Annotated in this window: 23 protein-coding genes and 1 riboswitch; of the genes, 14 read left to right on the plus strand and 9 right to left on the minus strand. The window is 35.7% G+C overall.

The features are described 5' to 3' along the window. Positions 1–6: 6 nt before the first annotated feature. Positions 7–891, plus strand: a complete 885-nt coding sequence (locus tag SAUT_RS10500) for a DUF234 domain-containing protein (protein WP_013327868.1) — start codon at positions 7–9, stop codon at positions 889–891. Positions 892–893: 2 nt separating this feature from the next. Beyond that, positions 894–1,439, plus strand: a complete 546-nt coding sequence (locus SAUT_RS10505; protein ID WP_013327869.1) for an RBBP9/YdeN family alpha/beta hydrolase — start codon at positions 894–896, stop codon at positions 1,437–1,439. Here SAUT_RS10505 and SAUT_RS10510 read toward each other — a convergent pair. Continuing rightward, positions 1,436–1,666, minus strand: a complete 231-nt coding sequence (locus SAUT_RS10510) for a hypothetical protein (protein ID WP_013327870.1) — start codon at positions 1,664–1,666, stop codon at positions 1,436–1,438. The genes SAUT_RS10505 and SAUT_RS10510 overlap by 4 nt on opposite strands. A gap of 52 nt (positions 1,667–1,718) precedes the next feature. Then, on the minus strand, positions 1,719–3,398 hold the full coding sequence (locus SAUT_RS10515; RefSeq protein ID WP_013327871.1) for a sensor domain-containing diguanylate cyclase: 1,680 nt from the start codon (positions 3,396–3,398) through the stop codon (positions 1,719–1,721). Between the two features lie 63 nt (positions 3,399–3,461). On the opposite strand from SAUT_RS10515, the gene SAUT_RS10520 reads away from it, so the two are divergent. Then, positions 3,462–5,297 carry an ABC-F family ATP-binding cassette domain-containing protein gene (locus tag SAUT_RS10520; RefSeq protein ID WP_013327872.1) on the plus strand — a complete coding sequence of 612 codons (1,836 nt, stop codon included), beginning with the start codon at positions 3,462–3,464 and terminating at the stop codon, positions 5,295–5,297. Here the strand turns inward: SAUT_RS10520 and SAUT_RS10525 are convergent. The 5 genes from SAUT_RS10525 to SAUT_RS10545 form a co-directional block, all read right to left on the minus strand. Then, the gene (locus tag SAUT_RS10525) at positions 5,290–7,467 is read right to left on the minus strand and encodes a bacteriohemerythrin (protein WP_013327873.1); all 2,178 of its coding nucleotides are present in this window, start codon (positions 7,465–7,467) and stop codon (positions 5,290–5,292) included. The genes SAUT_RS10520 and SAUT_RS10525 overlap by 8 nt on opposite strands. An 11-nt stretch (positions 7,468–7,478) precedes the next feature. Further along, a complete protein-coding gene (locus SAUT_RS10530; RefSeq protein WP_013327874.1) occupies positions 7,479–9,713 on the minus strand; it encodes a methyl-accepting chemotaxis protein in 2,235 nt (744 codons plus the stop codon). Positions 9,714–9,763: 50 nt separating this feature from the next. Beyond that, a riboswitch (cyclic di-GMP riboswitch) is annotated at positions 9,764–9,847 on the minus strand. Between the two features lie 102 nt (positions 9,848–9,949). Beyond that, positions 9,950–11,308: an ATP-dependent RNA helicase DbpA gene (gene dbpA / locus SAUT_RS10535; RefSeq protein ID WP_013327875.1), complete on the minus strand. Its 1,359-nt coding sequence runs from the start codon at positions 11,306–11,308 to the stop codon at positions 9,950–9,952. Between the two features lie 32 nt (positions 11,309–11,340). Further along, a complete protein-coding gene (locus SAUT_RS10540; protein WP_013327876.1) occupies positions 11,341–12,591 on the minus strand; it encodes an EAL and HDOD domain-containing protein in 1,251 nt (416 codons plus the stop codon). Positions 12,592–12,633: 42 nt separating this feature from the next. Then, the gene (locus SAUT_RS10545) at positions 12,634–13,422 is read right to left on the minus strand and encodes a TrmH family RNA methyltransferase (RefSeq protein WP_013327877.1); all 789 of its coding nucleotides are present in this window, start codon (positions 13,420–13,422) and stop codon (positions 12,634–12,636) included. Between the two features lie 26 nt (positions 13,423–13,448). Between SAUT_RS10545 and SAUT_RS10550 the strand changes: the two genes are divergently transcribed. Next, a complete protein-coding gene (locus tag SAUT_RS10550) occupies positions 13,449–14,102 on the plus strand; it encodes a response regulator transcription factor (RefSeq protein ID WP_013327878.1) in 654 nt (217 codons plus the stop codon). Further along, the gene (locus tag SAUT_RS10555) at positions 14,095–15,237 is read left to right on the plus strand and encodes a sensor histidine kinase (protein WP_013327879.1); all 1,143 of its coding nucleotides are present in this window, start codon (positions 14,095–14,097) and stop codon (positions 15,235–15,237) included. Before SAUT_RS10550 ends, SAUT_RS10555 begins: the two co-directional genes overlap by 8 nt. Positions 15,238–15,283: 46 nt before the next feature. Here SAUT_RS10555 and SAUT_RS10560 read toward each other — a convergent pair whose 3' ends face one another. Next, the gene (locus SAUT_RS10560) at positions 15,284–16,264 is read right to left on the minus strand and encodes an iron-sulfur cluster assembly scaffold protein NifU (RefSeq protein ID WP_013327880.1); all 981 of its coding nucleotides are present in this window, start codon (positions 16,262–16,264) and stop codon (positions 15,284–15,286) included. A gap of 273 nt (positions 16,265–16,537) precedes the next feature. After that, the gene (locus SAUT_RS10565; RefSeq protein ID WP_013327881.1) at positions 16,538–17,761 is read right to left on the minus strand and encodes a NifS family cysteine desulfurase; all 1,224 of its coding nucleotides are present in this window, start codon (positions 17,759–17,761) and stop codon (positions 16,538–16,540) included. Positions 17,762–17,941: 180 nt separating this feature from the next. Between SAUT_RS10565 and SAUT_RS10570 the strand changes: the two genes are divergently transcribed. The 9 genes from SAUT_RS10570 to SAUT_RS10605 all read left to right on the plus strand — a co-directional run bounded on the left by SAUT_RS10570 (position 17,942) and on the right by SAUT_RS10605 (position 23,352). Beyond that, a complete protein-coding gene (locus SAUT_RS10570) occupies positions 17,942–18,448 on the plus strand; it encodes a hypothetical protein (protein ID WP_013327882.1) in 507 nt (168 codons plus the stop codon). Between the two features lie 117 nt (positions 18,449–18,565). Beyond that, positions 18,566–19,825 carry a 3-isopropylmalate dehydratase large subunit gene (gene leuC / locus SAUT_RS10575; RefSeq protein ID WP_013327883.1) on the plus strand — a complete coding sequence of 420 codons (1,260 nt, stop codon included), beginning with the start codon at positions 18,566–18,568 and terminating at the stop codon, positions 19,823–19,825. Next, entirely contained in the window at positions 19,825–20,406 is a 582-nt protein-coding gene (mobA, locus tag SAUT_RS10580; RefSeq protein WP_013327884.1) for a molybdenum cofactor guanylyltransferase MobA, read from the plus strand. Before leuC ends, mobA begins: the two co-directional genes overlap by 1 nt. Positions 20,407–20,459: 53 nt before the next feature. Continuing rightward, positions 20,460–20,930: a cyclic pyranopterin monophosphate synthase MoaC gene (gene moaC, locus SAUT_RS10585; protein ID WP_013327885.1), complete on the plus strand. Its 471-nt coding sequence runs from the start codon at positions 20,460–20,462 to the stop codon at positions 20,928–20,930. Further along, positions 20,911–21,186, plus strand: a complete 276-nt coding sequence (locus SAUT_RS10590) for an HP0495 family protein (RefSeq protein WP_013327886.1) — start codon at positions 20,911–20,913, stop codon at positions 21,184–21,186. The genes moaC and SAUT_RS10590 overlap by 20 nt, the downstream gene beginning before the upstream one ends. 9 nt (positions 21,187–21,195) lie before the next feature. Further along, positions 21,196–22,242, plus strand: coding sequence for a DUF6781 family protein (locus tag SAUT_RS10595; RefSeq protein WP_013327887.1), 1,047 nt, complete (start codon positions 21,196–21,198; stop codon positions 22,240–22,242). 99 nt (positions 22,243–22,341) lie between these two features. Beyond that, on the plus strand, positions 22,342–22,938 hold the full coding sequence (locus SAUT_RS10600; protein ID WP_013327888.1) for a DUF2231 domain-containing protein: 597 nt from the start codon (positions 22,342–22,344) through the stop codon (positions 22,936–22,938). Between the two features lie 7 nt (positions 22,939–22,945). Further along, positions 22,946–23,083, plus strand: a complete 138-nt coding sequence (locus SAUT_RS11405; RefSeq protein WP_013327889.1) for a hypothetical protein — start codon at positions 22,946–22,948, stop codon at positions 23,081–23,083. Beyond that, positions 23,083–23,352: a hypothetical protein gene (locus SAUT_RS10605; protein ID WP_013327890.1), complete on the plus strand. Its 270-nt coding sequence runs from the start codon at positions 23,083–23,085 to the stop codon at positions 23,350–23,352. The genes SAUT_RS11405 and SAUT_RS10605 overlap by 1 nt, the downstream gene beginning before the upstream one ends. The last annotated feature ends 115 nt before the right edge of the window (positions 23,353–23,467 follow it).

Consider the following 23,467-nt stretch of genomic DNA (forward strand, 5'->3'; position numbering starts at 1 on the left):
AGCATCTTGATTTCAGACAACACAACACTCAAAGAAGAGTTCAAAATATTTTACAAAGAGCATCCAAGCAAGAATTTTGAAGATTTAGTAGAAAAATTTGCAATTTTCGGCGGTGTCGGCTGGGGTGACATAGACACATCCAAGCCATCATACGAACTTATAGAAAAATTAATACTCAAAGATTATAACTATATTCGCAATGATGTCAGCGACATTACCGGCGGTGCACCGCTTTACCATGCTCTGCTTAGTGCTGTTGCTATGGGCGACGGGAAAACACACTCAAGCTACAAGCGTGCAAAACTTGAAAAAGAAGTTGGAGACAAAGCTGTTGTCGAACTCGTTGATCGAGGAATAATCCGTGTTGAAAAGCCAAAAAAAGAGTTTACTTCTTGGAGTGATGATGAAAAAATCGACAACAAACTTTACTTCACAACGCCTTTTTTACGTTTTTGGTTTGCTTTTGTCTCTCCACTTTTTAAAGGTATTAAGGGCGGTGACTACTCTGAGATAAAAAAACGATGGCAAAACAGAGAAGCCGAGTTTACAAACCTCATATTTACACAACTCGCTCATGAACTCATCAAAGATATTTTTGCCAAAGAAGATCCAATTGTAGAAATTTCAAGCTACTGGGACAAAGAAGCAGAGTTTGACATCTTTGCCAAAACAAAATCTGGAAAAATTATACTCGGCAGTACAAAATATACAAATGCAAAAGTCAAAAAGAGTGAGCTTACCCGCTTGCAGGAATTTGCAAAAAAAGCCAACATTGATACAGATATTTTTGTCATTGTGTCCAAAAAAGGCTTTTCAAGCGAACTTAAAGCCCTAAAAGGTGAAAATTTACGCCTTTTTACAATTAAAAACTTTGCCAAACTGGTAGAATAATCATGGCAAAAAAAGTTTTACTGCTTCATGGCTGGGGTGGGAGTGATTTTCCACATTGGCAAAGCTGGCTTGCTGGTGAAATAGCAAAAGAGTACGGCTGTGTCAATTTTTTAAAGTTCTCCAATTTTGATGCACCCAAACTCGATATCTGGATGAAGGAACTTCTCACAGCTCTTGATGACTTTAGACCCGATATTGTCATCTGCCACTCTTTGGCAAATACTTTATGGTTTCATTTGTGTCATAAAAAGAGCATAAAAAAGATAGAAAAACTTTACCTTGTTACACCGCCTAGTCTTACATGTAAAGTAGAAGAATTAGAAGAATTTTTCCCTCTCACTCCGCCTCTGAACTTATATGCAAAAGATACATTGCTTATTACTTCAACAAATGACCCTTATCTGAGTGTTGATGAAGCACAGAACTTACAACAAAGCTTACATGTAACAATGAAAGTTTTAGAAAATGCCGGACATATAAACGCCGACAGCGGCTACGGAGAGTGGAAATGGATGCTTAAAGAGGTGCAATCAGCCTTAGCTCTTTAAGCGTACACATCCAATGACTCTCCACTGGAGACAACAGGTTTTACTTCACTTTTTAAAGAAGACTCCACCGTTTTAGCCTCAGTGAGCGTCTGATTCGTAGATTTTAAAAGTGATGAAGTATCCCCCTTCGATGAAGAAGAATCATCCTTCACAGAATTAGGATCCAAATGACCTACTTGAACAGGACTGGGATATGGTGATCTAAATGTATATTGAGTAATATTCATAATATCCTCCTTAGGCTGTTTTTTTCAATTATAACACAAAATATGTAAAAAATTAACTAATTATATATTTATCTCGTCCTGTTTGTTTTGCCATATAGAGCGCATCATCGACTCTTTTAAATATACTCTCCTCCGTATCACCCGCAATATAAGCAGTCAATCCAAATGATGCACACAGTTGTGGTGCAGGCGCAAAAGATGTTTTTGCAATCTCTTTTTGAAGTTTTTTTGTCAGTTTTTCAAGTTCTTTATTGCCGGCATGGTTGGCAATAATTATAAATTCCTCTCCGCCCCATCTTGCCACAAAATCATCTTCTCTTACATACTCTTTAAGTATAGAAGCAAAAATTTTGAGCACCTCATCGCCTACATTATGACCATACTTATCATTCACGCGTTTGAAAAAATCTATATCCATCATAATGAGCCCAAATTTATCCCCGTATCTTTGTGCACTTTTTATTTTTTTTTCTAGTATTCGCTTATATTCACTTCTATTATATAAAGATGTCAGACTATCATGCGTCGAAATATTTTCAAGTTCCTGTGTTGTCACTTTTACCAAATTTGTCAGTGCTTTTCTAATAGGATCAAAATGGTTGAGTGCACCTTTTTTCAACTTTTTTTTGAGAACTTTTTTCGATTCTGAGAGCATCATAAAAGTTGTCGTCACATTTAAGAGTTCGACAATTTTTCTAGAATGAAAAAACTCTCCAAAAGTGAAAAACCCAACTGCAGGAGCTAATGAATTGAGTATATTTATCTCATCCATTAGTTTATTTTGTAGCAGTGCTTTTCTTGCCACACAAGAATAAACATACACTGCTTCGGCAGGTATACTTTGAAATTTTTCAAAATAAACATCCAAATTACTTATTAAATCTTCAATATTTGCAAAACTAAAACGCACTTTGTCACCCTCTTCAAATTTACCTCCAAAAATCAGGCCATTATCATTTGTAACTCCAACAGGATCTCTTGCAACTAGCAAAACCTCTTTATTTAAAACAAGCGGAAAAGGCATACATGATGCGGGCATATTCTTGACAACATCTTCTCCAAGGTATTTTCTATAAATATCTATAATAGGAATACCATCAAGTTCGTATAAAACATTGTCCTTAGTTTTTGTCACTTCCATCTCTCTGCCGACAGCAGTCCACTGAAAAATATAGTCACTATTCACAATCAAATCATTGCTGCTAATCGTTGCAATCACACAGCCGTTGTCCGTTAACTCTTCTTCTGTAAAGACATAAGTCTGCTTAAACTCTTTGTCTCCTGCTCTTCCACCGGCAATGACCATCTCAGGCTTGAGGTTACATACAGATTTTAAAAAAGTCTCTGCATCACTTTTCAGTCCGTCACTAAAGATAATCATCGCTTTTGTATCATCAAAAATCAAATCATTTTTAATATCTTCTAAATTAAATGTTTTATCAAATTTATATAACTTGGACATGACTTTTGAACTTTTAAAAACACCAAACGAGAGCACAACACCCTCTTCAAGCATCTCACCATCAAAAATCTCTCCGTTAGTCGTTGTACCAATAATATTTGCATGTGGAAGCTTCTCTTTGAGTATTCGAGATATCTTCATAAAAATATCAATATCTACAACACCGCTGAAAATTTGAACAAAAAGATTCTTCGCCTCATCTATGGGATGTAATGTAATAAATTCATCTAATGATTTCTCATCTTGAAATAACATATTAAAACTTTTCATATGTTCATTATAACTTATAACAAATAAATAGTGCTTAAAGTGATTTTGTGTACACTTGCACTTATGATTCAACTAACAAATATTTCAAAATCTTTTACAACACAAGAACTTTTTACAAACCTTAATCTGAAGCTCAATTCAGGAAACCGTCTTGGGCTTGTCGGGCGTAATGGGAGCGGAAAGTCTACTCTTTTTAAAATCATCACAGGTGAAGACCATGCAGATGAAGGGGAAGTCATCATCCCTAAAAATTACCGTATCGGTACACTCAAACAGCATCTGAGCTTTAGTGAAAAAACACTCAAAGAAGAAGCTGCACTTGCGCTGAATGAAGAGATGCAATATGACACATACAGGGTTGAGAAAATTCTTTTCGGACTTGGCTTCAGTGTAGATGATTTGGACAAAGATCCGCTTTCCTTCTCAGGCGGCTATCAAATACGCATAAATCTTGCAAAGCTATTAGTCACAGAACCCAATTTATTATTGCTCGATGAACCGACCAACTATCTTGATATTGTTTCTTTGCGCTGGCTGCAGACATTTTTAAGAAATTTTGACGGCGAAGTAATACTGATAACCCACGACAGAAACTTCATGGACGCCGTTTGCACGCACACAGCCGGAATAGTGCGAAAAAATATTAAAATGGTCGAAGGCAGTACACATAAATTTTATGCCCAGCTCCAAGCAGATGATGAACTCCACCAAAAACAAAAACTCTCCCAAGACAAAAAAGTAAAAGAGCTTGAGGAGTTCATAGCCAAAAACAAAGCCCGTGCCTCTACGGCTTCACTTGCACAGTCCAAGGTAAAACAGCTCCAAAAGATGGACCGACTCGAAGACCTAAACTTGGATACATCTCTCGCTTTTAACTTTAACTACAAAGAGACACCTGCAAAAGTGCTTCTTGATGTCAAAGATTTGAGTTTTGGCTACAATCCTGATACCCCGCTTTTTCAAAATATTTCATTTACGCTGGCAAAAGGTGAAACACTCGGCATCATCGGGAAAAACGGTAAAGGAAAATCAACCCTTTTAAACACCATTGCAGGCGAACTCAAACCAAACAGCGGAGAAATAAATTTTAATGCCTCCACAAAATTTGCCCACTTCGGGCAGACAAATATAGCCCATCTAAGCCCTGACAATACCATCATGGATGAAATTTACAATGCCAACGCAAAACTCAGTGAAGCAAATGTCAGAAGTATCTGCGGGGCGATGATGTTCAGCGGCGAGAGTGCCGAGAAAAAAATTTCACTGCTCTCAGGCGGCGAAAAAAGCCGCGTTATGCTTGGACAGATCATAGCCAAAGATGTAAATCTGCTGCTTTTAGATGAACCGACAAATCACCTCGATATGCAAAGCATAGAAGCCCTCACAAACGCTATAAACAACTTTCAAGGCTCAAGCATCATCGTAACCCACTCCGAAGAGTTGTTGCGCCGTGTATGTGACCGACTTATCATTTTTGCAAAAGAGGGAGCAGAGTATTTTGACGGCGGATATGATGACTTTTTGGCAAAAATCGGCTGGGAAGATCAAGAGGAAACAGAAGAAAAAGTAAAAGAGGCACCAAAATCAAACCATAAAGAAAATAAAAAACTTCGCGCCGAGCTTATACGAGAGCGCAATAAACTCACTTCCCCACTTAAGAAAAAAGTCGATAAACTTGAAGACAAAATCATGGAACTTGAAAACACGCTTTCACTCAAGCATGAAGAGCTTGTAGAAGCTTCAAATGCAGGAGACAGTGCTACTTTGATGGAACTCTCAAAAACCGTCTCAGCAATGGAAAATCAAGTTGAGACAATGTTTGAAGAGTTAGAGCTCCAGCAGACGGCACTTGATGACATCATGCAGGAGTATGATGAAAAAATACAAATCACTAAGTAATATATATATTGGTAGTATTTCTTCCCGACTTTTTGGCCTGATAAAGAGCTTTATCTGCTCTTTCTAAAATTGTTTTTACATCTTTGTCATAAGTTATATCTAAACTTGAAATACCAATACTCACACTATACTTTATTGTCGTAGTATTATCTATGATAACACTGGAATTACAAATCTTTTCACGAAATCTCTCGGCAAATTCATAAGCACCTTCACTATTAGTCTCAGGAAGCATTACCGCAAATTCTTCTCCGCCGATTCTGGCAACCACATCTAAATGTCTAGCCATCTTCAGGCATATAGATGAAAAATGTTTAAGCACTTCATCTCCTACGGCATGTCCATAAGTATCGTTCACCTGCTTAAAATGGTCAATATCAAGCATTAAAAAGCTTAAATCCCTTTTATATCGGGTAGCGCGTTCAAGCTCTAAAGCAAAGAGCTCTTCACCTTTACGACGATTAACTGCACCCGTTAAGGGGTCAATAAATGCCATCTCTTCAAGTTGTAGATTTTCTTTTTGTTTGTTTTTTAATTCTATCTCTTTTTGATTGAGGTACATCTGTGTGTATATATCACCTTTAAGAAGATTTTGTCTTGTTATCTCATAAGCATCATATATATAAGCCATCTCATCTCTATGCAGTTTTATCGGAGAAAGTCTTAAACTTCTCCCTCCTCTTGCCAGATTTTTCATTGCTTTTGTTAGTTGTTCTATCTGTAACTTTGTGCTGCTCCTAAAAGTATATAATATGAATAAAGTTATAAAAAGTATAAACGTATTAAATATAATCCATATAATAAAATTTATGACCGTATCATCTATTTGAGTTTCAACATATGTATTAATATCTGATGTACATTTATCTTCAAATAACTTAACTCTATTGATAAATTCTGTTGTTAACTTAAACCAGTTCTTAGAATCTAAGTTACCAAAATGATAATTTCTAATATCTTTTTCATCCTTGTTAATCTTTTTTATCTTTATGGAAGACATAATGGAATTAACAGTTGTTTTTTGTGCTTTAGTAGCTGTATTGTTAAACATATATAAAAAAGTATCCCGCCTGCTTAATAATTGCATAAAAGCAATATATTCTTCTGCACTTGCATTTTTATTTTCTAATATAATTGTTCCGTATGCTCTTTCCAGTCCAAGAGATTCTTTGAAGTTTTGAAGAGCTGATAATGTAATTATAGAAGAAGACAACTCTTTAGTAATTTTTAATGATGCTAATTTTGGGGTTATCTCAAGCATATCCTTTATTATATTTGTATAAATACTTATTGCTTTCTTTTTAGATACTGTTCTATTGTCAATTTTTTTACGAACATTTGCTAAAAGTACTCTATTCTTGCTAAATATTTTTATATATGGCTCTATAGGTATTGCACTGAAAGTTGAACTGGTATTTATTTTATTTATAAATGCTATTAATTTTTTATCAACTATTTTTCTTTCTTTTTGTAAAGCATCTTTGAATTTCCCTTCTCTTGAACTTAAACTACCGCTGCTTAAACCTCTTTCAATTTGCAAATTGTGTATAAGATCATTTGTATATGGAATAACACTTGTAATTGTATATATCTTTTTCATATCTAAATACTTATTGAAATTAGCAAATATAACAATAGAACCAAAAAGCAGCATTCCCATAAAAGGAATCAAAACAGAGAAAAATATCCGCTTTGTAAAACTAAACTTATCAGTCGTTTTTTTACTTAATCTTGCAAAAAAAGAGGTATCAGCCTCCTCTTTTTTTTGATTTAAATCACATTCTCCAAGAGCATTAATAGCTGAAATATTGTCTTCTATAATATGACTGACTAACCATTCTGTTAAAAATAAACTAATTTCTTGAAATATTTCATAATTTTGCAAAGATGCTAATTTCTTTTTTAAATTTACAATTTTATTATTAAATATATGCTGCTTGGCTTTATACTCTTTAAGCTTTATGCATCCACATTTTCTTAAATACTCCTCTTCTCGTCTATAGTGACTTTGGGTATAGGATTGTAATTGTGTAAATTTCTCTGCAATGATATTAGCTGCCATATCCTTGTTTATAGCATCTAACAGTTCATTTATAATATTTAACAGTTGCTTATGGTCATCATCTAAATCTTTTATACCAAGATTTAAGCCTTCATTCCATTCTATCATAATATAAATTTTTATTTATTATATTCTAAAAGCATTTGATTTAAGAGTAAAAATAATTTATCGCTATTCGCTTCCATCACTTTTAAGTTCTGAACAATTGTATCTTCATTCTTTATTCTTAAATCTTCATTTTCATAAAAAACAATACATTTATGTACGCTCTCATGAACAGCTTTATGTGGTGCAAGAGCTGATTTATAAGCATCTGTACGTCCAAAACGCTCTTTACCGTCACTCGCATACCATTTCCCCAGTCTGCACGCTGTATATGAGCCGAATGATTTACTTTTATCTGCTGTTATAATGGCATCATATGCATTTGCTTTATAAATAATATGGTCAATTTTGGCTAAAACGATAAAGACCTTGTTCTCCATATCATGTACAACACCGGCCATCTCAGTTGCTTCTGTATTTAAGCCGCTCATAGTAGTATTGAAATTTTTAACAGAGCTTGAAGTTTCGTTTGCAAGTGAGGTCATAGTTTCTGATTTATCCAAGCTGATGCTAGCCTCTTGTTTCATTGAGTTGATAGAGATAGTAATCTCACTCGTCGCTTTTTGAGTTCTCTCTGCAAGTTTTCTTACCTCATCGGCAACAACGGCAAACCCGCGTCCGTGCTCACCTGCACGAGCAGCTTCTATAGCCGCATTAAGAGCGAGCAGGTTTGTCTGTTCCGCAATATCTTTTATTAAATCAACTACAGAAGTAATCTCATTTGTTTTCTCATTAAGCTCTTCTATCGATGAATTGCTGTCGTTAATATGTTCAACAAGTATTTGCAGTTTCTCTAAAATGTTTGCTACTTCAACCATGGAAGCGTTTGAAGTTTCAGCAGTGCGTTTAGTTGTCGTTTGAACTTCACTTAACTCTTGTATAATACTGCTTATTTCATCTTGAATAAGTTCAAGTCCCTTGCCGGTACTGCCGACTGCCCTGACATTTGAATTAAAATTAATAATCTTTTGCTTTTCATTGGCTTCTTTCATAGCATTTATACCATCTTTAACATTATGAATTGCCTCAGCGAAGTCTCCATGCATTCCATCGTCATTAAGATCATAACTGAAATCTCCCTTAGAAGCTTTGTGAACTGAAATATTAATTCTGCTTGTCAAATCTTGTATTAAACTGACCAAAACAGCAAGCAGATGTGTTATCTCATCCATTTCATCCCGTGCTTTTGTTCTTCTGTCTATAATAATCGACAAATCGCCTTTTGTTGTTATATCTTCAATCGTTCTTTTAAAGTTACATATAGAACCTGATATCCCATTTGATACATTTCTCGTTATATATAATCCAAACAAAACCACTGCAATTGACAATAAAGATACAAGGAGAAGCAGATAAAATGATGATGTAACCATTGATGCCGCTTTATTTATAGTATATTTCGCCAAAGTATCTTCAAACTCTTTTAGTTTATTGATTTTTTTCGTTATTGTTTTAAACCAGGCTGTTGGATCAACACCGAAATTTTTCTCATGTGATGAAGCTATATCTCTGTACTTTTGTACTTCTACAAATGAAATGTCCGACTTTGTTTTATTATATGCTTTTCGTATATCGTCATTTGCAGTATGTAAAAAAAGATTTGTTAATGCCTTTTGTTGTGATACCAAAGAAGCAAATTTTGCCGCAGTTGCTCTTGTAAAAGAATTTTTTCCAAAAACACTGGAAAGAACGGCACGCTCAATCCCTGCACGTTCTTTGGAACTAATGAAAATTACAAAACTATTAAAGTTTGTTCTTAAGTCTTTATCTCGTGGAATTGTTGAAAAATGAGAAATAGTATCTATAATTTTTTTATTAAGAGCTGTGTAAAATTTTACGGCACCGCTTACCTGAATTGTTTGAGATCTTACTTTAGTTCTCATTGCCGGCACCGAATCTAAATCTATCTCATTAGTTACCTGTATTGAAGCATCAGACGGATTTACCCTTATAAATTCTTTAAGTTCTTTGATTTTAACATCTGTAGAGCTATATTGGTTGGGAAGTATATTTACAAATTTTGTTCCCTTTGAGCCTAAAAACCCAGCACTTGCACCGCGCTCTTTTTGCAGTTCATGTAAAACAGCACTCATCTTCACAGACAACTTTATAAGAGAAGCTGTCTCTTTGATATTTTCATAATTATTCCATGTATCATAAAAATTTTTTATTGAAAACAAAGTAATAACAGAAAGTAGGACGACACTTAAAAAAATAAGTTTACCCCTGATGGTCAGGTTATTTATCATTCTATCCCCTTTAATCTAATTTGCTAAAAAATTATAAAAAGGGGAAAGGGAATCGCAACCCGACAATCTTAATTTACTAATTAAGACTCAAAGCTTTCCGTCCTTATTTCACAATAAGTTTGGCAAATTATAGTTTAATAACACGTGCTAGCAGTCTATAAAAAATAGCCTTAAACATTTATGAAAAAATTTGTTATTTTTACGTCATTTTAAAATTAACATATTTACTGCCTGATTTAAAGCACCCAGACACTGAATTTTCTGTTTTTTATTTTTCCGTTTTTGAGCTTTTTATAGGCTTCGTCGATAAGTGAGTTTTCTATTGCCACATAACTTTGTCTGTCGTACAAGTCAATTTTTCCGATACTTGAACCTTGCAGCCCTGCATCACCCGTTAAAGCTCCGAGTATATCGCCTGCGCGGATTTTATCTTTTTTGCCGCCTTCAATAACGAGTGTCACATATTGCGGTTTCATCTCAAAACCCTGTTCTTTTTTTAGCGCAGAGGCATCTAAAAATACATGTTTTTCATCTTCTTCATAAGGCTCTATCTTTTGTGCTTCATATTCGTTATAAAGCGTAACCGCAATGCCTTCTGCTCCGGCACGGCCCGTTCGCCCTATTCTATGCGTATAAGTTTCCATACTGTGAGGCAGGTCATAATTGACAACCATGCTCAAATCTTTTATATCAAGTCCGCGTGCAGCTACATCTGTTGCTACCAAAACAGGACAAGATTTATTTGCAAACTGTACCAGAACATCATTTCGCTCATACTGTTCCAAATCGCCGTGAATTGCAAGTGCATCTATTTTGTTCTGCACCAAAGATTCTGCCAATTCTTTAGCTTCGAGTTTGGTATTTGTAAAAACGATTACATTTTCAGGTTTGTAATTTGCAAGAATTTTTATAAGTGTGTCCACTTTATCATTTGTTTCATAAAATTCCTGAACAATTTTGTTTTGCACTTCCTGCGCCGCTGTCTTTACATGTAACGCATTATTTTGAATTCTTTTACTGATTTGTAAAATTTCATCATCATAAGTAGCAGAAAAAAGCAGTGTTTGACGCTCTTTAGGCACAAAAGCAAGAACAGATTCTATCTCTTCTATAAACCCCATATCAAGCATTCTATCCGCTTCATCAAAAACAAGTGTATTTAAGTTGCTCAGCTCCAGACTCTCTTTGTTCAGGTGCTTTAAAACACGCCCCGGTGTTCCGACAATTATATGTGCCTGATGTGCAAGTGAGCCAAGCTGTCTGCCAAAAGATTCTCCTCCACTCAGCATCAGTATTTTAATATTATGCTGAAATCTTGCAAGACGGCGCAGCTCTTTTGCCACCTGATCGGCAAGTTCTCTTGTAGGACACAGCACCAAAGACTGTACGCGGAACTTTTTCACATTAAGATGGTGCAACAGCCCTATACCAAAAGCAGCCGTTTTTCCACTGCCTGTTTTTGCCTGCGCAATAATGTCTCGTCCTTCCAATATAGAAGGTAGCGATTGTGCTTGAATAGGTGTCATCTCTTTATAACCGAGTGATTCTATAGTTTGGAGCATTTGAGGAGAAAGCGGAAGTGTTGCAAAGTTCATAAGTAGTTTCTTTTTTGAAATTATAGCATGTCTTAGGAATCATTCTCCCCAGCATTTTCAAATTCACTGACATGTTCTATGGCTTGTATTACAAGATTTTTGATACTACCCTTGCCAAGCTTGTGCTTTCGCTCAAATACCATCACCTCATCCACATCAAAAGATTCTGTTGCTCGTACAACTGCATATATTTCACCTAAAAAACCCTTGTCATCTAAAACAGCCTCTTTGACTGAATCGGAGACATGAATTCCCTCAAGCACCTCACTCATTTTCATACTAAAAAGTGTATCCATTAATGACAAAACACCTACCATATATGCTTCGCCGAGCATATTGCTCCGCACTCCGGGTTCAACTTCTTTGAGTATCTCTTGCATTAAATAAGTTCTGTTTATTACCATTAGCATAAGCGGAGAGTGTTTGTCTATTTTAGAAACAGATTTTGAATATATGAGAAGCATCAGCCATCTTCCCAACGGAATTCTTCCCAAAAGAATTAAAACATGGTGTAGTGAAGATATTCTTTTCCTAAAATGAAAGGCTGCCGAGTTCATAAACTGCAGCAACTGCACTGTAATCTCAGGATTTTTTTCAAATTCTGATGTAATTTCATCAATATTTACATCCTGCATCAAAAGATTATAAAGTTTAAGGACATTTAACTGAAATGGTTCATACTTTGCATTTTCCAAAATTATCGGTTTAGCAAAGAAATAGCCCTCAAAATAGTCGCAGCCTACACTTTTTGCAAGCTCATAGGTTTTATTATTTTCTATTTTTGTTGCTATGACTTCAATCTGGCTTACATGTAACTCTGCTATTAAATCTGCGATATCATAGGATGCAAGTACATCAAAGTTTATTTTTACAAAAGAGAGCTGATGAAGGATATCTCTATATTTTTGCATAAATTCATCATTTAAATCGGTATCGTTAATGGCAAGTTCGTACCCCTGTTGATGCAATTCATCAATTCTGTGGACAACCTTTTCGCTTAAATTTATATCTGCAAAAAGAGAAAATATAAAAAACTCTTTTGGAATTGTAAAAACAATATCATTGAGCAAAAATCTTTCATCTACTTTTACAAATGCTTTTTTATCACCAAGCAAAGTTTTTGTTCCAAACTTGTTCAAAATACTTGTTATTACAGAGGCACTCGCTGCGATATTGCTATGGACATGACTTTTTTTATCTGCATCTCTGTATAAAATTTCATAATAATATATATCTTCGTCTTTATTTAATATTGGTTGTCTTGCCAAATAAACACTGTCCATGTGACTTCCTGTATTCTTTCATTATTCCGATTATACCACAAATTAGGTTGCAGCCATCCCTCGTTGCCTAAAAGCATACATCATAATAGAAGCTGCAACACCGACATTAAAACTCTTAATACCTTCTTGCATCTCAATACTTACAACCTCATCGCAGACATCCAAAATATCTTGTGATATCCCCTTGCCCTCATGTCCCATAATAAGCACCCACTTAGAGGTTACATGTAAAGAAGATAAAGGCGTAGAATCGGGTGTGACTTCTGCTGCATAGACTCTATAACCGGCTGCCTTTAAAGCTTCTATCGTTTCAAAGATATCTTTATATACATGTATGCCAAGCATATGTGCATACCCCATTGAAACACGTAAAGCACGCCTGTTAAAAGGATGAGGGGAGGATTTTGGCAAGAAGTAGCTCTTCACTCCAAGTGCTGCAGCACTTCTGGCAATTGAACCGACATTCTCACTTGAAGTAATGTTATCAAGCATTATAATTCTATCACCTGCACTGCTAAGCTCTATGTCATCAGGGCGTATGCCGTGTGCCATGCAGTTGTGATGTATTTTGTGCCCGACTATTTTGCCCATTTCTTCTTTAGTTGTCAGATAGATTTTAGGAATATTTTTTAACGCTACAAGCGGCATAAATTCATCATAATACTCTTGTGTTACAAGAATACTTTTTATTTGTATATCGCTTTGAAGTAAAAGATTTACAACCTTTGGACTGTCCGCTATAAAACTTCGGTCACTTCGAAAAGCATTATCTCTTAATTCTTTATATACTTGTAATTCATTTGTGTTAATATTATCAATTTTTGTAATCATTTTATAATTTTAGGATAAAATAACTTATGAACATACTTTTAATGGAAGATGACCCTGTTTTATCAGATATTTTATTAGATTTTTTACGCGAGGAATGGGATGTAGATTATGCCTATAGTTCCCAAGAGGTTTATGAACGCCTTGAGAGTTCCAACTATGATTTATTCATATTTGACATCAATGTAATGGGAAAGAACGGCGTAGAACTTCTCAAAGAGCTTCGTAAATTTAGCAACAATACACCGGCTATCTTTATAACAGCCTACAGAGACACCGAGCATCTCCAGCGTGCTTTTGATGCCGGTGCACATGACTATATCAAAAAACCCTTTGAACTTGAAGAGCTACATGCCCGAATATTGAGCATCAAAAGAGTTTTCAATATTGAAACCAATGAATATATTCCTATCGGGGATAAGATCGTATTTTATCCCATGCAAAGAACAGTACATGTAAACAACAATCAAGTCTCTCTAACGGCAAAAGACGCTATGCTATTGTCCTATTTTCTAAAAAACAAAGCACGGCTCATCAGCAGTGAAGAGCTCAGTCAGAATATTTGGGATTTTGACTCGCTGCCAAGCGATGCTACTCTGCGCTCACACATTAGAACACTCAGAGAAATCATCGGAAAAGAGAAAATAAAAACAATACGCGGCGAGGGTTACATGTATGAATAAAATTACAAAAAAATCCTTTTATTCCTTTTTGGCACTCTACCTTGTAAGCTCTTTTCTATTTTTATCGCTCGCGGCCTATTGGTTTTACAATTCGCAGGTTGCCATGGAGAAAAATGCTAACTTTTACAAAATGAACCATACAGCCGACCTTGTCAGTGCTAAAGTTATTGAAGCCCATATGCATCATACAAAATTTAAACTTGACAAATTCCGGCGAGAAGCAGTTGCCCTTTTTGATGCAAACAAACATCTGCTTTATGGAAGAGTTGTGCAGGATGTTGATTTCTCAAAAGATTTTTACATGAAAGATGGTATTTTTACGCTTGTCACACAAAGAACGGCGGGACACTTACATGTAAAGTATATAGTCATACAAAGTGATGAATGTGTAAAAAATATTCAGGTCATAAAAAACAAGATTGCCTATGCCGTCATCATTACAGCATTTTTAATCATAATTATTGCCGTATTTTTATCTTATATATTTTTAAAACCGCTCAAAGATAAAATGCAGGAGATAGAAGATTTCGTCAAAGACACGACACATGAGCTCAACACACCCATAACCGCCATTATGATGAGTGCTTCCAGACTCAAAGCCAAAAAAGATTATGATGAAAAAACAATCAAAAATATTTCTATCAGTACAAAGCAGCTCTATGACATATATGCATCTTTAAGTTTTTTAAGTTTTGACAACAGCAGCGAAGAAGCTGTTGAACTTATGTTTGATGAAATTGTTAAAGAAGATATTGCTTATTTTAGTGAACTTTTAGAAAAAAAGAAGATACAGCTGCAAACACAATTGGCACCATGTCCTGTAAAAATAGCACCGACAAAAGCGAAAATGCTTATAAACAACCTGCTTGGCAATGCCATTAAATATTCAAATCCAAACACAAACATAAAAATCACAACCACAAAAAATTCTCTCATCATCCAAGATGAGGGTATAGGTATCAAAAAAGACAAACTGAATAAAATTTTCAAACGTTTTGTACGGGCAAACTCCTATGCCGGCGGATTCGGTGTAGGGCTTAATATTGTGGAGGGTATTGTAAACGAGTACGGTTTTCACATTGATATAAAATCAAAAGAAAATATCGGTACTATGATTACTATTATATTTGCTTAAGTAGTAAGAAGCAGATTCCCAGTCAAGCTGGGAATACGAAGTATCATTAGATTGGTAAAACTCTGATTTTTTTAGAAAGTTTCTCTTTAAGAGTTGATTCAATTGCATAAAGTGTTCCTGTCGCAGATGAAGCACAACCATTACAAGCACCAAGGTAGCGAATGTAAATGTCAATATAGTCATCATCTTTTTTAATATCGATGATTTCCATATTGCCGCCATCCATAACAAGAAACTGACGTACATTTTCATCAATCACAGCATCCACAGCTTTAATCTGCTGCACAAGTGTCATCTCTTCAAAATTACCGGCACCTTCAAGTTGTGCATCTGCTGCAGCTTTCATTTTTTCTTCATCCATTTCACGACGCGTATCAGCTAAAATGTCAACAAGATAGTACTCTCTGTCTTCATGTCCACCCGGTTTAATACAAGATTTACAAAAACCTCCTGCTTTTGTGTAATCTGTAATCTCTTCAACTGTTTTTAAATCATTAAGTTTGATAACTTCTTGAATAGTTCCAAGAGAAACACGCGCGCATTCACATACAATGATTTCATCTTCAAAACTTTCTTCATTTACACCAAGGTATAATGAAGCCGCTTTTTTAATAACATCATACGCCATAACAGAACAGTGCATTTTTTGTGGTGGAACAGCAGGAGTATCCGGCTCATCACGCAAAGCAAACTCAACATCAATATTTGTAATTTTTACCGCTTCTTGCACTGTTTTACCAATACAAAGTTCAGTCATAACATCAGATGATGCAATAGCTGTACCACAACCAAAAGACTTAAATTTAGAATTTACAATTTTGTCAGTTTTTGGATCTACTTCCCAGTACAGTCTTACTGCATCTCCACAAGATTCAGCTCCGAAATCTGCAACAATAAGTTTATTACCGTGTGCCTCAGCTTCTTCAGGTGTAATTTCTCCCTGGTGCTGAGGATTGTTCATCAATGTTGTTACTTTATTTGAATACGCGTCCCAAAGAGACTCGCCTAACATATCAGCTTTTGCCATACTATCTTTCCTTTTTTTTATTTCATAAAAATAAGGGAACCTTTTTTATTCCCTTTTGTCACGCCAAGGGAAGTATACCCTCAGGGGGCACCTTGATTCCCTTGGCTACGTTAACACTTGGTTCTGCTCGACGCAGAGCCCATCGCACTGGTGCGATTTATGACCTGCTTTGCTCCTCATACTTACTGTAGTTTCTTTCTCTGTGAAATTCCGAGGACGAATCCTCCCTACGGTCTGAGCCTCTCCATTTCACAGAGAAAGAAACGGCAACATTTAATGTGCCATATGGTGCGGTATGTGGCATTCGCCGGCTTCGCCGCCCGGTGTCGGTGCTACTTTTGCAAATGAACTTGAAATCGCACGCAGACGTGCAACCGCTTTTTTGAAATGGTCTATTGTATAATCTATCTCTTCATCTGTCGTAAAACGTGAAAGAGATAAACGAATACCTGTATGCGCAAGTTCATTATCGGCGCCGATTGCAAGCATAACACTGTTTGCTTCTAAATCTTCAGAAGCACATGCAGAACCTGTTGAAGCCCCGATTTGACCGTTATTTAAGTCCCAAAGCATACCTTCACCCTCAACCCCGCGGATTGAAATAAGAATAGTATTTGGCGTACGTTTCTCACGGTCACCGACTACAAAAGTATCACTTAGCTCTAAAAGAGCATCTTCGAGTCTGTCGCGTTTTGCACGGATTTTAGCCATTGTTTCTTCTATATTGCTTGTCGCAAGTTCTATCGCTTTTCCCATACCGACTATGTAAGGAACATTGAGTGTTCCTGAACGTCTGTGTCCCATTTGTTCACCGCCGTGTAACAATGGTGAAAGGGCTTGAGAATCTTTAATATATAAAGCGCCTACCCCTTTTGGTCCATGAAATTTATGCGCAGACATTGAAACAAAATCTACATGTACATCTTGTAAATCTACCGAAATTTTTCCAACAGCCTGAACACCGTCTGAGTGAAAAAGTACACCTTTTTCTTTACAAATTTCGCCTATCTCTTTAATAGGAAAAATCATACCCGTCTCATTTGAAGCCCACATAACACTCACAAGTGCAGTTTTTTCAGTGATGAAACTTTTTACAGTATGCGGTTCAACGATTCCCTCTTCATTTACAGGAAGGTAGGTTACTTTCACACCCTGTTCTTCCAACCATCTGCACGTTGAAAGCACAGATGGATGTTCAACCTCTGTTGTAATGATGTGATCTTTTTCACCGTTTACAATGTAGTCGTTAAAAACTGATTTTAAAACCCAGTTGTTTGACTCCGTTGCACATGATGTAAATACGATGTCATCATCATCGCTTGCATTTAATGCCGTATAAACCTGGTCAATGGCCTTTCTCAAATACGGGTGTGTTGATGTACCGAACTTATGAAGCGAGCTCGGGTTACCATATAGCTCACTAAAAAATGGCTGCATCACTTCTACTACCTGCGGATCCGTCATTGTAGTAGCGTTATTGTCTAAATAAACTTGCATATTTTTTACCTCTTAATTGGGTTAAATTTTAAATAAGACTATTTTTGTCTTCTTTCACTTATGACATCATAATAGTTTTGACATTATGATTTGCTTAAGTCAAACTGAGTTTATATTTGCTTTAAGAATTCAAACAGCAACTAATAATGCTATAATATGCAACTAATAAGGAAAAAATCAATGTGTAATTTTAACAACCAAAACGAACAAACAAAAAAATTTTTACATCTCTTTTTAACAAAAGCAGCCCAAAGTGTAGGCGGAGTCAACTATTTGCTAGCACTCATTGAAGCCATGCGTGCCAAAAAACCACATCCTCTTATGCAAAAAAACTGCCAGATAGCTTCGAACAATACTATTATAAAGTGGAATAAAGTAGTTTTCAAAGATAAAATAGATTTAATTCAAAAAATTCTTGTCGCTCACAGAGAAGCACAGGAAAAAGATTTCAATATCTTAAATGAAGCAAACATGAAAACAAAGAAAAATATCATTAATATGGCCAAAGCACTCGCACCGCTGGAGTTTATCATCACACCGCAAAATCCAAATGACGGAGAAGGCTTTAGTTTCAAGGTGTTTGATACGCTTGAAGATGATATTATCAGGTTTAACCCTATATTTATTGCACTGTTTTTCTGCTCAAGTGAATTTGCTAAAAAAGCCATAAAGTACCAATCAATATAAAACTCATTTTATTTTCGGAAGCGATGCTTCAGCTTCGCCTTTTAGGCTTTCAAATAAATTACTCACTATAATTATGCTATAATCGCACAATTAATTATTCATGAAAGGCTAACCATTATGGGTCAAACAATAACTGAAAAAATATTCTCACAACATGTCGGTCGTGACGTCAAAGCGGGTGAAATTATCCGCTGTGACATCGACATGGTTATCGGCAATGATATCACTACTCCAATCTCTATTAAAGCTTTTGAGGAGAGCGGTGCACAAACGCTGGCAAATCCTGATGGATTTTCTATTGTTTTAGATCATTTCATTCCTGCAAAAGACATTGCTTCTGCAAATCAGGCAAGAATTTCTCGTGACTTTGCAAAAAAACATCAACTTAAAAACTATTTTGATGAAAAAGATATGGGAATCGAGCATGCTCTTTTACCTGAAAAAGGGCTTGTTGTTCCGGGTGATGTAATCATCGGAGCAGATTCACATACATGTACGCATGGTGCTTTAGGTGCATTTTCTACAGGAATGGGTTCAACTGACCTTGCATTTGCCATGATTAGCGGTGGCAACTGGTTTAAAGTGCCAGAATCTATCAAAGTCGTACTTTCAGGAAAACCTGGAAAATATACAACAGGTAAAGATATCATCTTGGAAATCATTCGCATGATTGGTGTTGACGGTGCACTGTATAAAACTTTAGAGTTTACAGGAAGCACAGTTGAGCATTTAACAATGGATGACAGATTTTCTATGTGTAATATGGCCATCGAAGCCGGTGCAAAAAACGGCATCGTTGCGTATGATGACATTACAGCAGAATTTTTGGCAGATAAAGATCTCGCACGCGAACCTCGCATTCACTACTCTGATGAAGATGCCCAATATGTTCAGGTTTTAGAAATTGATGTCGCAAATCTTGACCCGGTTATTGCATACCCGTTCTTACCGTCAAATGGACACTCGGTAAATCAGGCTGTCAAAGATGAAATTAAAGTAGACCAGGCTTTCATCGGAAGTTGTACAAACGGCCGTTTGGCAGACTTGAAAGTCGCTGCTGAGATACTCAAGGGACAAAAAGTACATCCTGATGTTCGTTTAATCGTAACACCGGGAACACAAAAGATTCTTCGCGATGCAAATCACTTAGGCTATATCGACATCATTGTAGATGCCGGCGGTGTTGTTTCAAATCCTACATGTGGTGCCTGTCTTGGTGGGTATATGGGAATCTTAGGTGATAACGAAGTAGCAATAAGTACGACAAACAGAAACTTTGTCGGTCGTATGGGAAGCCGTTCATCTAAAGTTTATTTGGCAAATTCTGCAGTTGCTGCCGCATCAGCAATTACAGGTTATATTACAGACCCTAGATAATGTTAGATATTCCTTGTGTAATCTTTGCAGGCGGTAAGAGCAGTAGAATGGGAGAAGACAAAGCACTTCTCCCTTTTGCCGGCTTTAACACACTGACAGAGTACCAATACACAAGACTTTCAAAAATCTTCTCAAGCGTTTATATCTCTTGCAAAGACAAATCAATTTTTTCTTTTGACGCAAATTTTATAGAAGATGATAAGAGCTCCTCTGTTTTTGCTCCTACCCTTGGGTTCATCACTATTTTTAATGCTCTTGATGCAAAAAAAATATTTGCCATCAGTGTTGACACTCCTTTTATAGCACAAAAAGAGATACAAAATATTGTACTCGCAGACAATTCTCTTTATGATGCGGTTATTGCCAAAACAGATGAAGGAATCCAGCCATTATGCGGTATATATACCAAAAACTTAAAACCAAAATTTTTACAAATGCTCAATGAAAACAGTCATAGGCTTGGCCATCTTTTAAAAAAGTCCAAAACAACTTATGTCTACTTCCCCGATACTAAACCTTTTTTAAATATGAACCATCCTCAAGATTATAAAGATGCGCTCCAAATTCTAACTCATTATTAACAGCACTTTGCTATAATATAGCAAGAAAATTTAATATGAAGAGAAAATTACCAATGAATTTAACGCACCTTGATGAGAATCAAAGACCTAAAATGGTTGACGTGAGTGATAAGAACAATACAACAAGGGTAGCCGTAGCAAGCGGCATAATCCAAATGCACCGAGATGCATATGACGCTATAGTAAGTGAAAAAACCAAAAAAGGACCTGTATTACAAACTGCCGTTATTGCAGCGATTATGGGAACAAAAAGAACAAGTGATTTAATTCCTATGTGCCATCCTTTAAATCTTAGCGGTATAAACTGTGATGTAGAAGAACTACCGGAACTTCCAGGATTTAAGTTAACAGTTACAGCAAAACTTACCGGACAAACAGGAGTTGAGATGGAAGCATTAACAGGGACAAGCGTTGGTCTTTTAACGATTTATGATATGGTAAAAGCGATTGACAAAGGTATGATTATAAGTAATGTTCAACTTGAATCTAAATCAGGAGGCAAAAGTGGAGACTTTAAACGATAGACTTGAAGGAAAGCAACTAGAACTTGAATACCCTTGCAACTGGTGTTACAAAGTTATAGCAAGTGAGAAAGAGGCACTGCAAAATGCCGTGAAAGATGTAATTAATGAGAGACTGCACAAGCTTACAGACTCTAATAGTTCCAAAACAGGTAAATATGTAAGTATGAATTTGGACCTTTTGGTTCATAATGAAGATGACAGGAAGTTTATATATGATGCATTAAAAAAACATCAAGATATTAAAATGGTACTTTAGGAGCACAATATGAATAACAGTCAGACTTTACAAATAAAACTCAAAAAAGCATACAGCCGTAGATTTAAAAGTATAGAAAAACGAGTTGAACATGCATTATCAGATGCAAGAGTAAAACTCGAAAACTTGTCGCTAGATGAGATGAAAGCATTGGCAAATACTTTTATTGAAGAAGAAACACATACTTTAAAAGAGGATGTAGAAAAACTTTTAGAGCAAAAAGAAGCTATAGAAAGAGCTTTACATAAAAAATCTGATGAACTTCAGGTTGCAAAATATGAAGTCTTCAATGCCATAGAAGAACAGATAAAAGATGAAAAAGCCGTTCACACACTCCACCAAATCAAACTGCAATCAATTGATTTATATGATATGCTCAGTGAAATGGTAGAATCTGCAATTATTACTGCCTTGGAAAAAGACAGTGACGGTGATGTCAATGATTCAATTAAAGAAGTTATAAAAGATATCACATTCGAATCTATAAAAGAAGGTTCACTCAATACCATCAGAGTCAGAAAAATCCTCTCAACAATCCTCGCCACTACAATCGAAATTGCAGAGGCAACACCAACAAGAGCCGAGGAGATTCTCTCAGCTACACTTAAAGGTATGCGCAGCGGTCTGATTAAATCTATTGACAGATTTAAACAGAGACTTGCTTTTATGCCGGTTGAAGCAAAACATATACTTATAGAAGATTACGACACTATAATAGAAGATTTAAATCAAACAGATACACTCTTCTCTCAAATTATTATTACGCAGGCTTCTCAAAGCTCTCAGCTTATACGAAAAATTCTTCTAGAGCTCAATCAGGAAATGCGTTATGATCTTGAAGAACTGGTGTTGATATCTAAAGAAACGGCAGATGTCATTAAAGAAAAGTTCTCAAATTTTGCAAAAATTGCCGTAAAAAAAGCAGATTTTGCGCTTCATTCTCCAAAAGCCCAAGAAGCAAAAAAAATGGGTATCCAGGCTTGGGAAGTTGCCAGAGTAGCACTTGGAAATGCAATTAAGTCTGCAAAAGATGCTATGGAAAAAAAAGATAAATAAATTATATCTTAGGATAATATATTATTATATTTAACTAAAATATAATTTTGAAAATTTTTATATAATTTTCATAAACTTAAACACATAAAAGGATTTATTATGATGCTACACCCAGCTACCGTACACTTTGCTATGGTCTTACCTCTCGTTGCCTCTGTCTTTGGACTTGCATATTTATATTCACGAACACAAATAATGTCAAAAATTTCTGCAAGAGCAACATTGGTTGCAGCGTTAGCAATGATTGCTGTTTGGTACACGGGGAGTCAAGCCGGTCCGCAAATATTTGATTATCTCAGCGAAGCCGGTCAGCATGAACTCAAAGAGCATAAAGAACTCGGCTTGTATCTTGCAATTGCTATGGGTATTATAGCCCTTATTCAGATGGCTGGATGTAAACTAAAAAAATTCTCTCTTGAAGTGATTGCCATACTTCTATTACTTGGAGCAACTGCCACAACATTCCTGCAAGGAAAACATGGTGGAGAAATAGTCTATAACTACGGTATGCCTTTTAAATCATATATGATAGAAGACTCTTTACATGAAGCAACAGCTAATGCAGAAGCAACTGATGATTGTGATGAAAAAGTAGAAGCATATGAAGATGCCATTGATGATATTACTTCACTCTCAGAAGATGTAGACACTATTTACGGAAATACGCCAAAAACTCAAGAAGATGATGACGAGTAAATAAACAATGCAAAACATTAATGAAGATGCAAAAAAAGCAATACAGAAGGCTTTAGAGCAGTACAAAAAGGAGAAGAACTCTGTTAAAGAGTTCTATCCATGCACACAAGAGCTTGCAAAATGGCTAGAGGCACAGGCAAAATAATGCAAATGTTATGTACCGATGTGTTCGAAAATCAGCTAAAGCAAATTTTAAAAAAGTTTGCACAGGAAGATTTTTCCGCTACAAAGAATTTTAAGATGTATTTAGACACTGTTATTATAAATATACCGACAAAAGCACAAAAATATAAAAAATCTATCTATTTTGATGATGAAAATATTAGAGATGTGGATCATCAAGGTTTTAAAATCCCTTTCCTTTTTGACAAAGAAAATAATGTTTATCTTATTCTAGGAATTGTAGAAAAATAATTTTTTCAAATAAAATAAGCCTAGATTATTTAAAAAATTACTTAAAGAAATATTACTTATAGTTATAAATAAATAGTGTTTCAATAAGTAACCAATTCGCTTATTTTAGGAGACA

Source organism: Sulfurimonas autotrophica DSM 16294 (genome assembly GCF_000147355.1).
Classification (GTDB): Bacteria; Campylobacterota; Campylobacteria; order Campylobacterales; family Sulfurimonadaceae; genus Sulfurimonas; species Sulfurimonas autotrophica.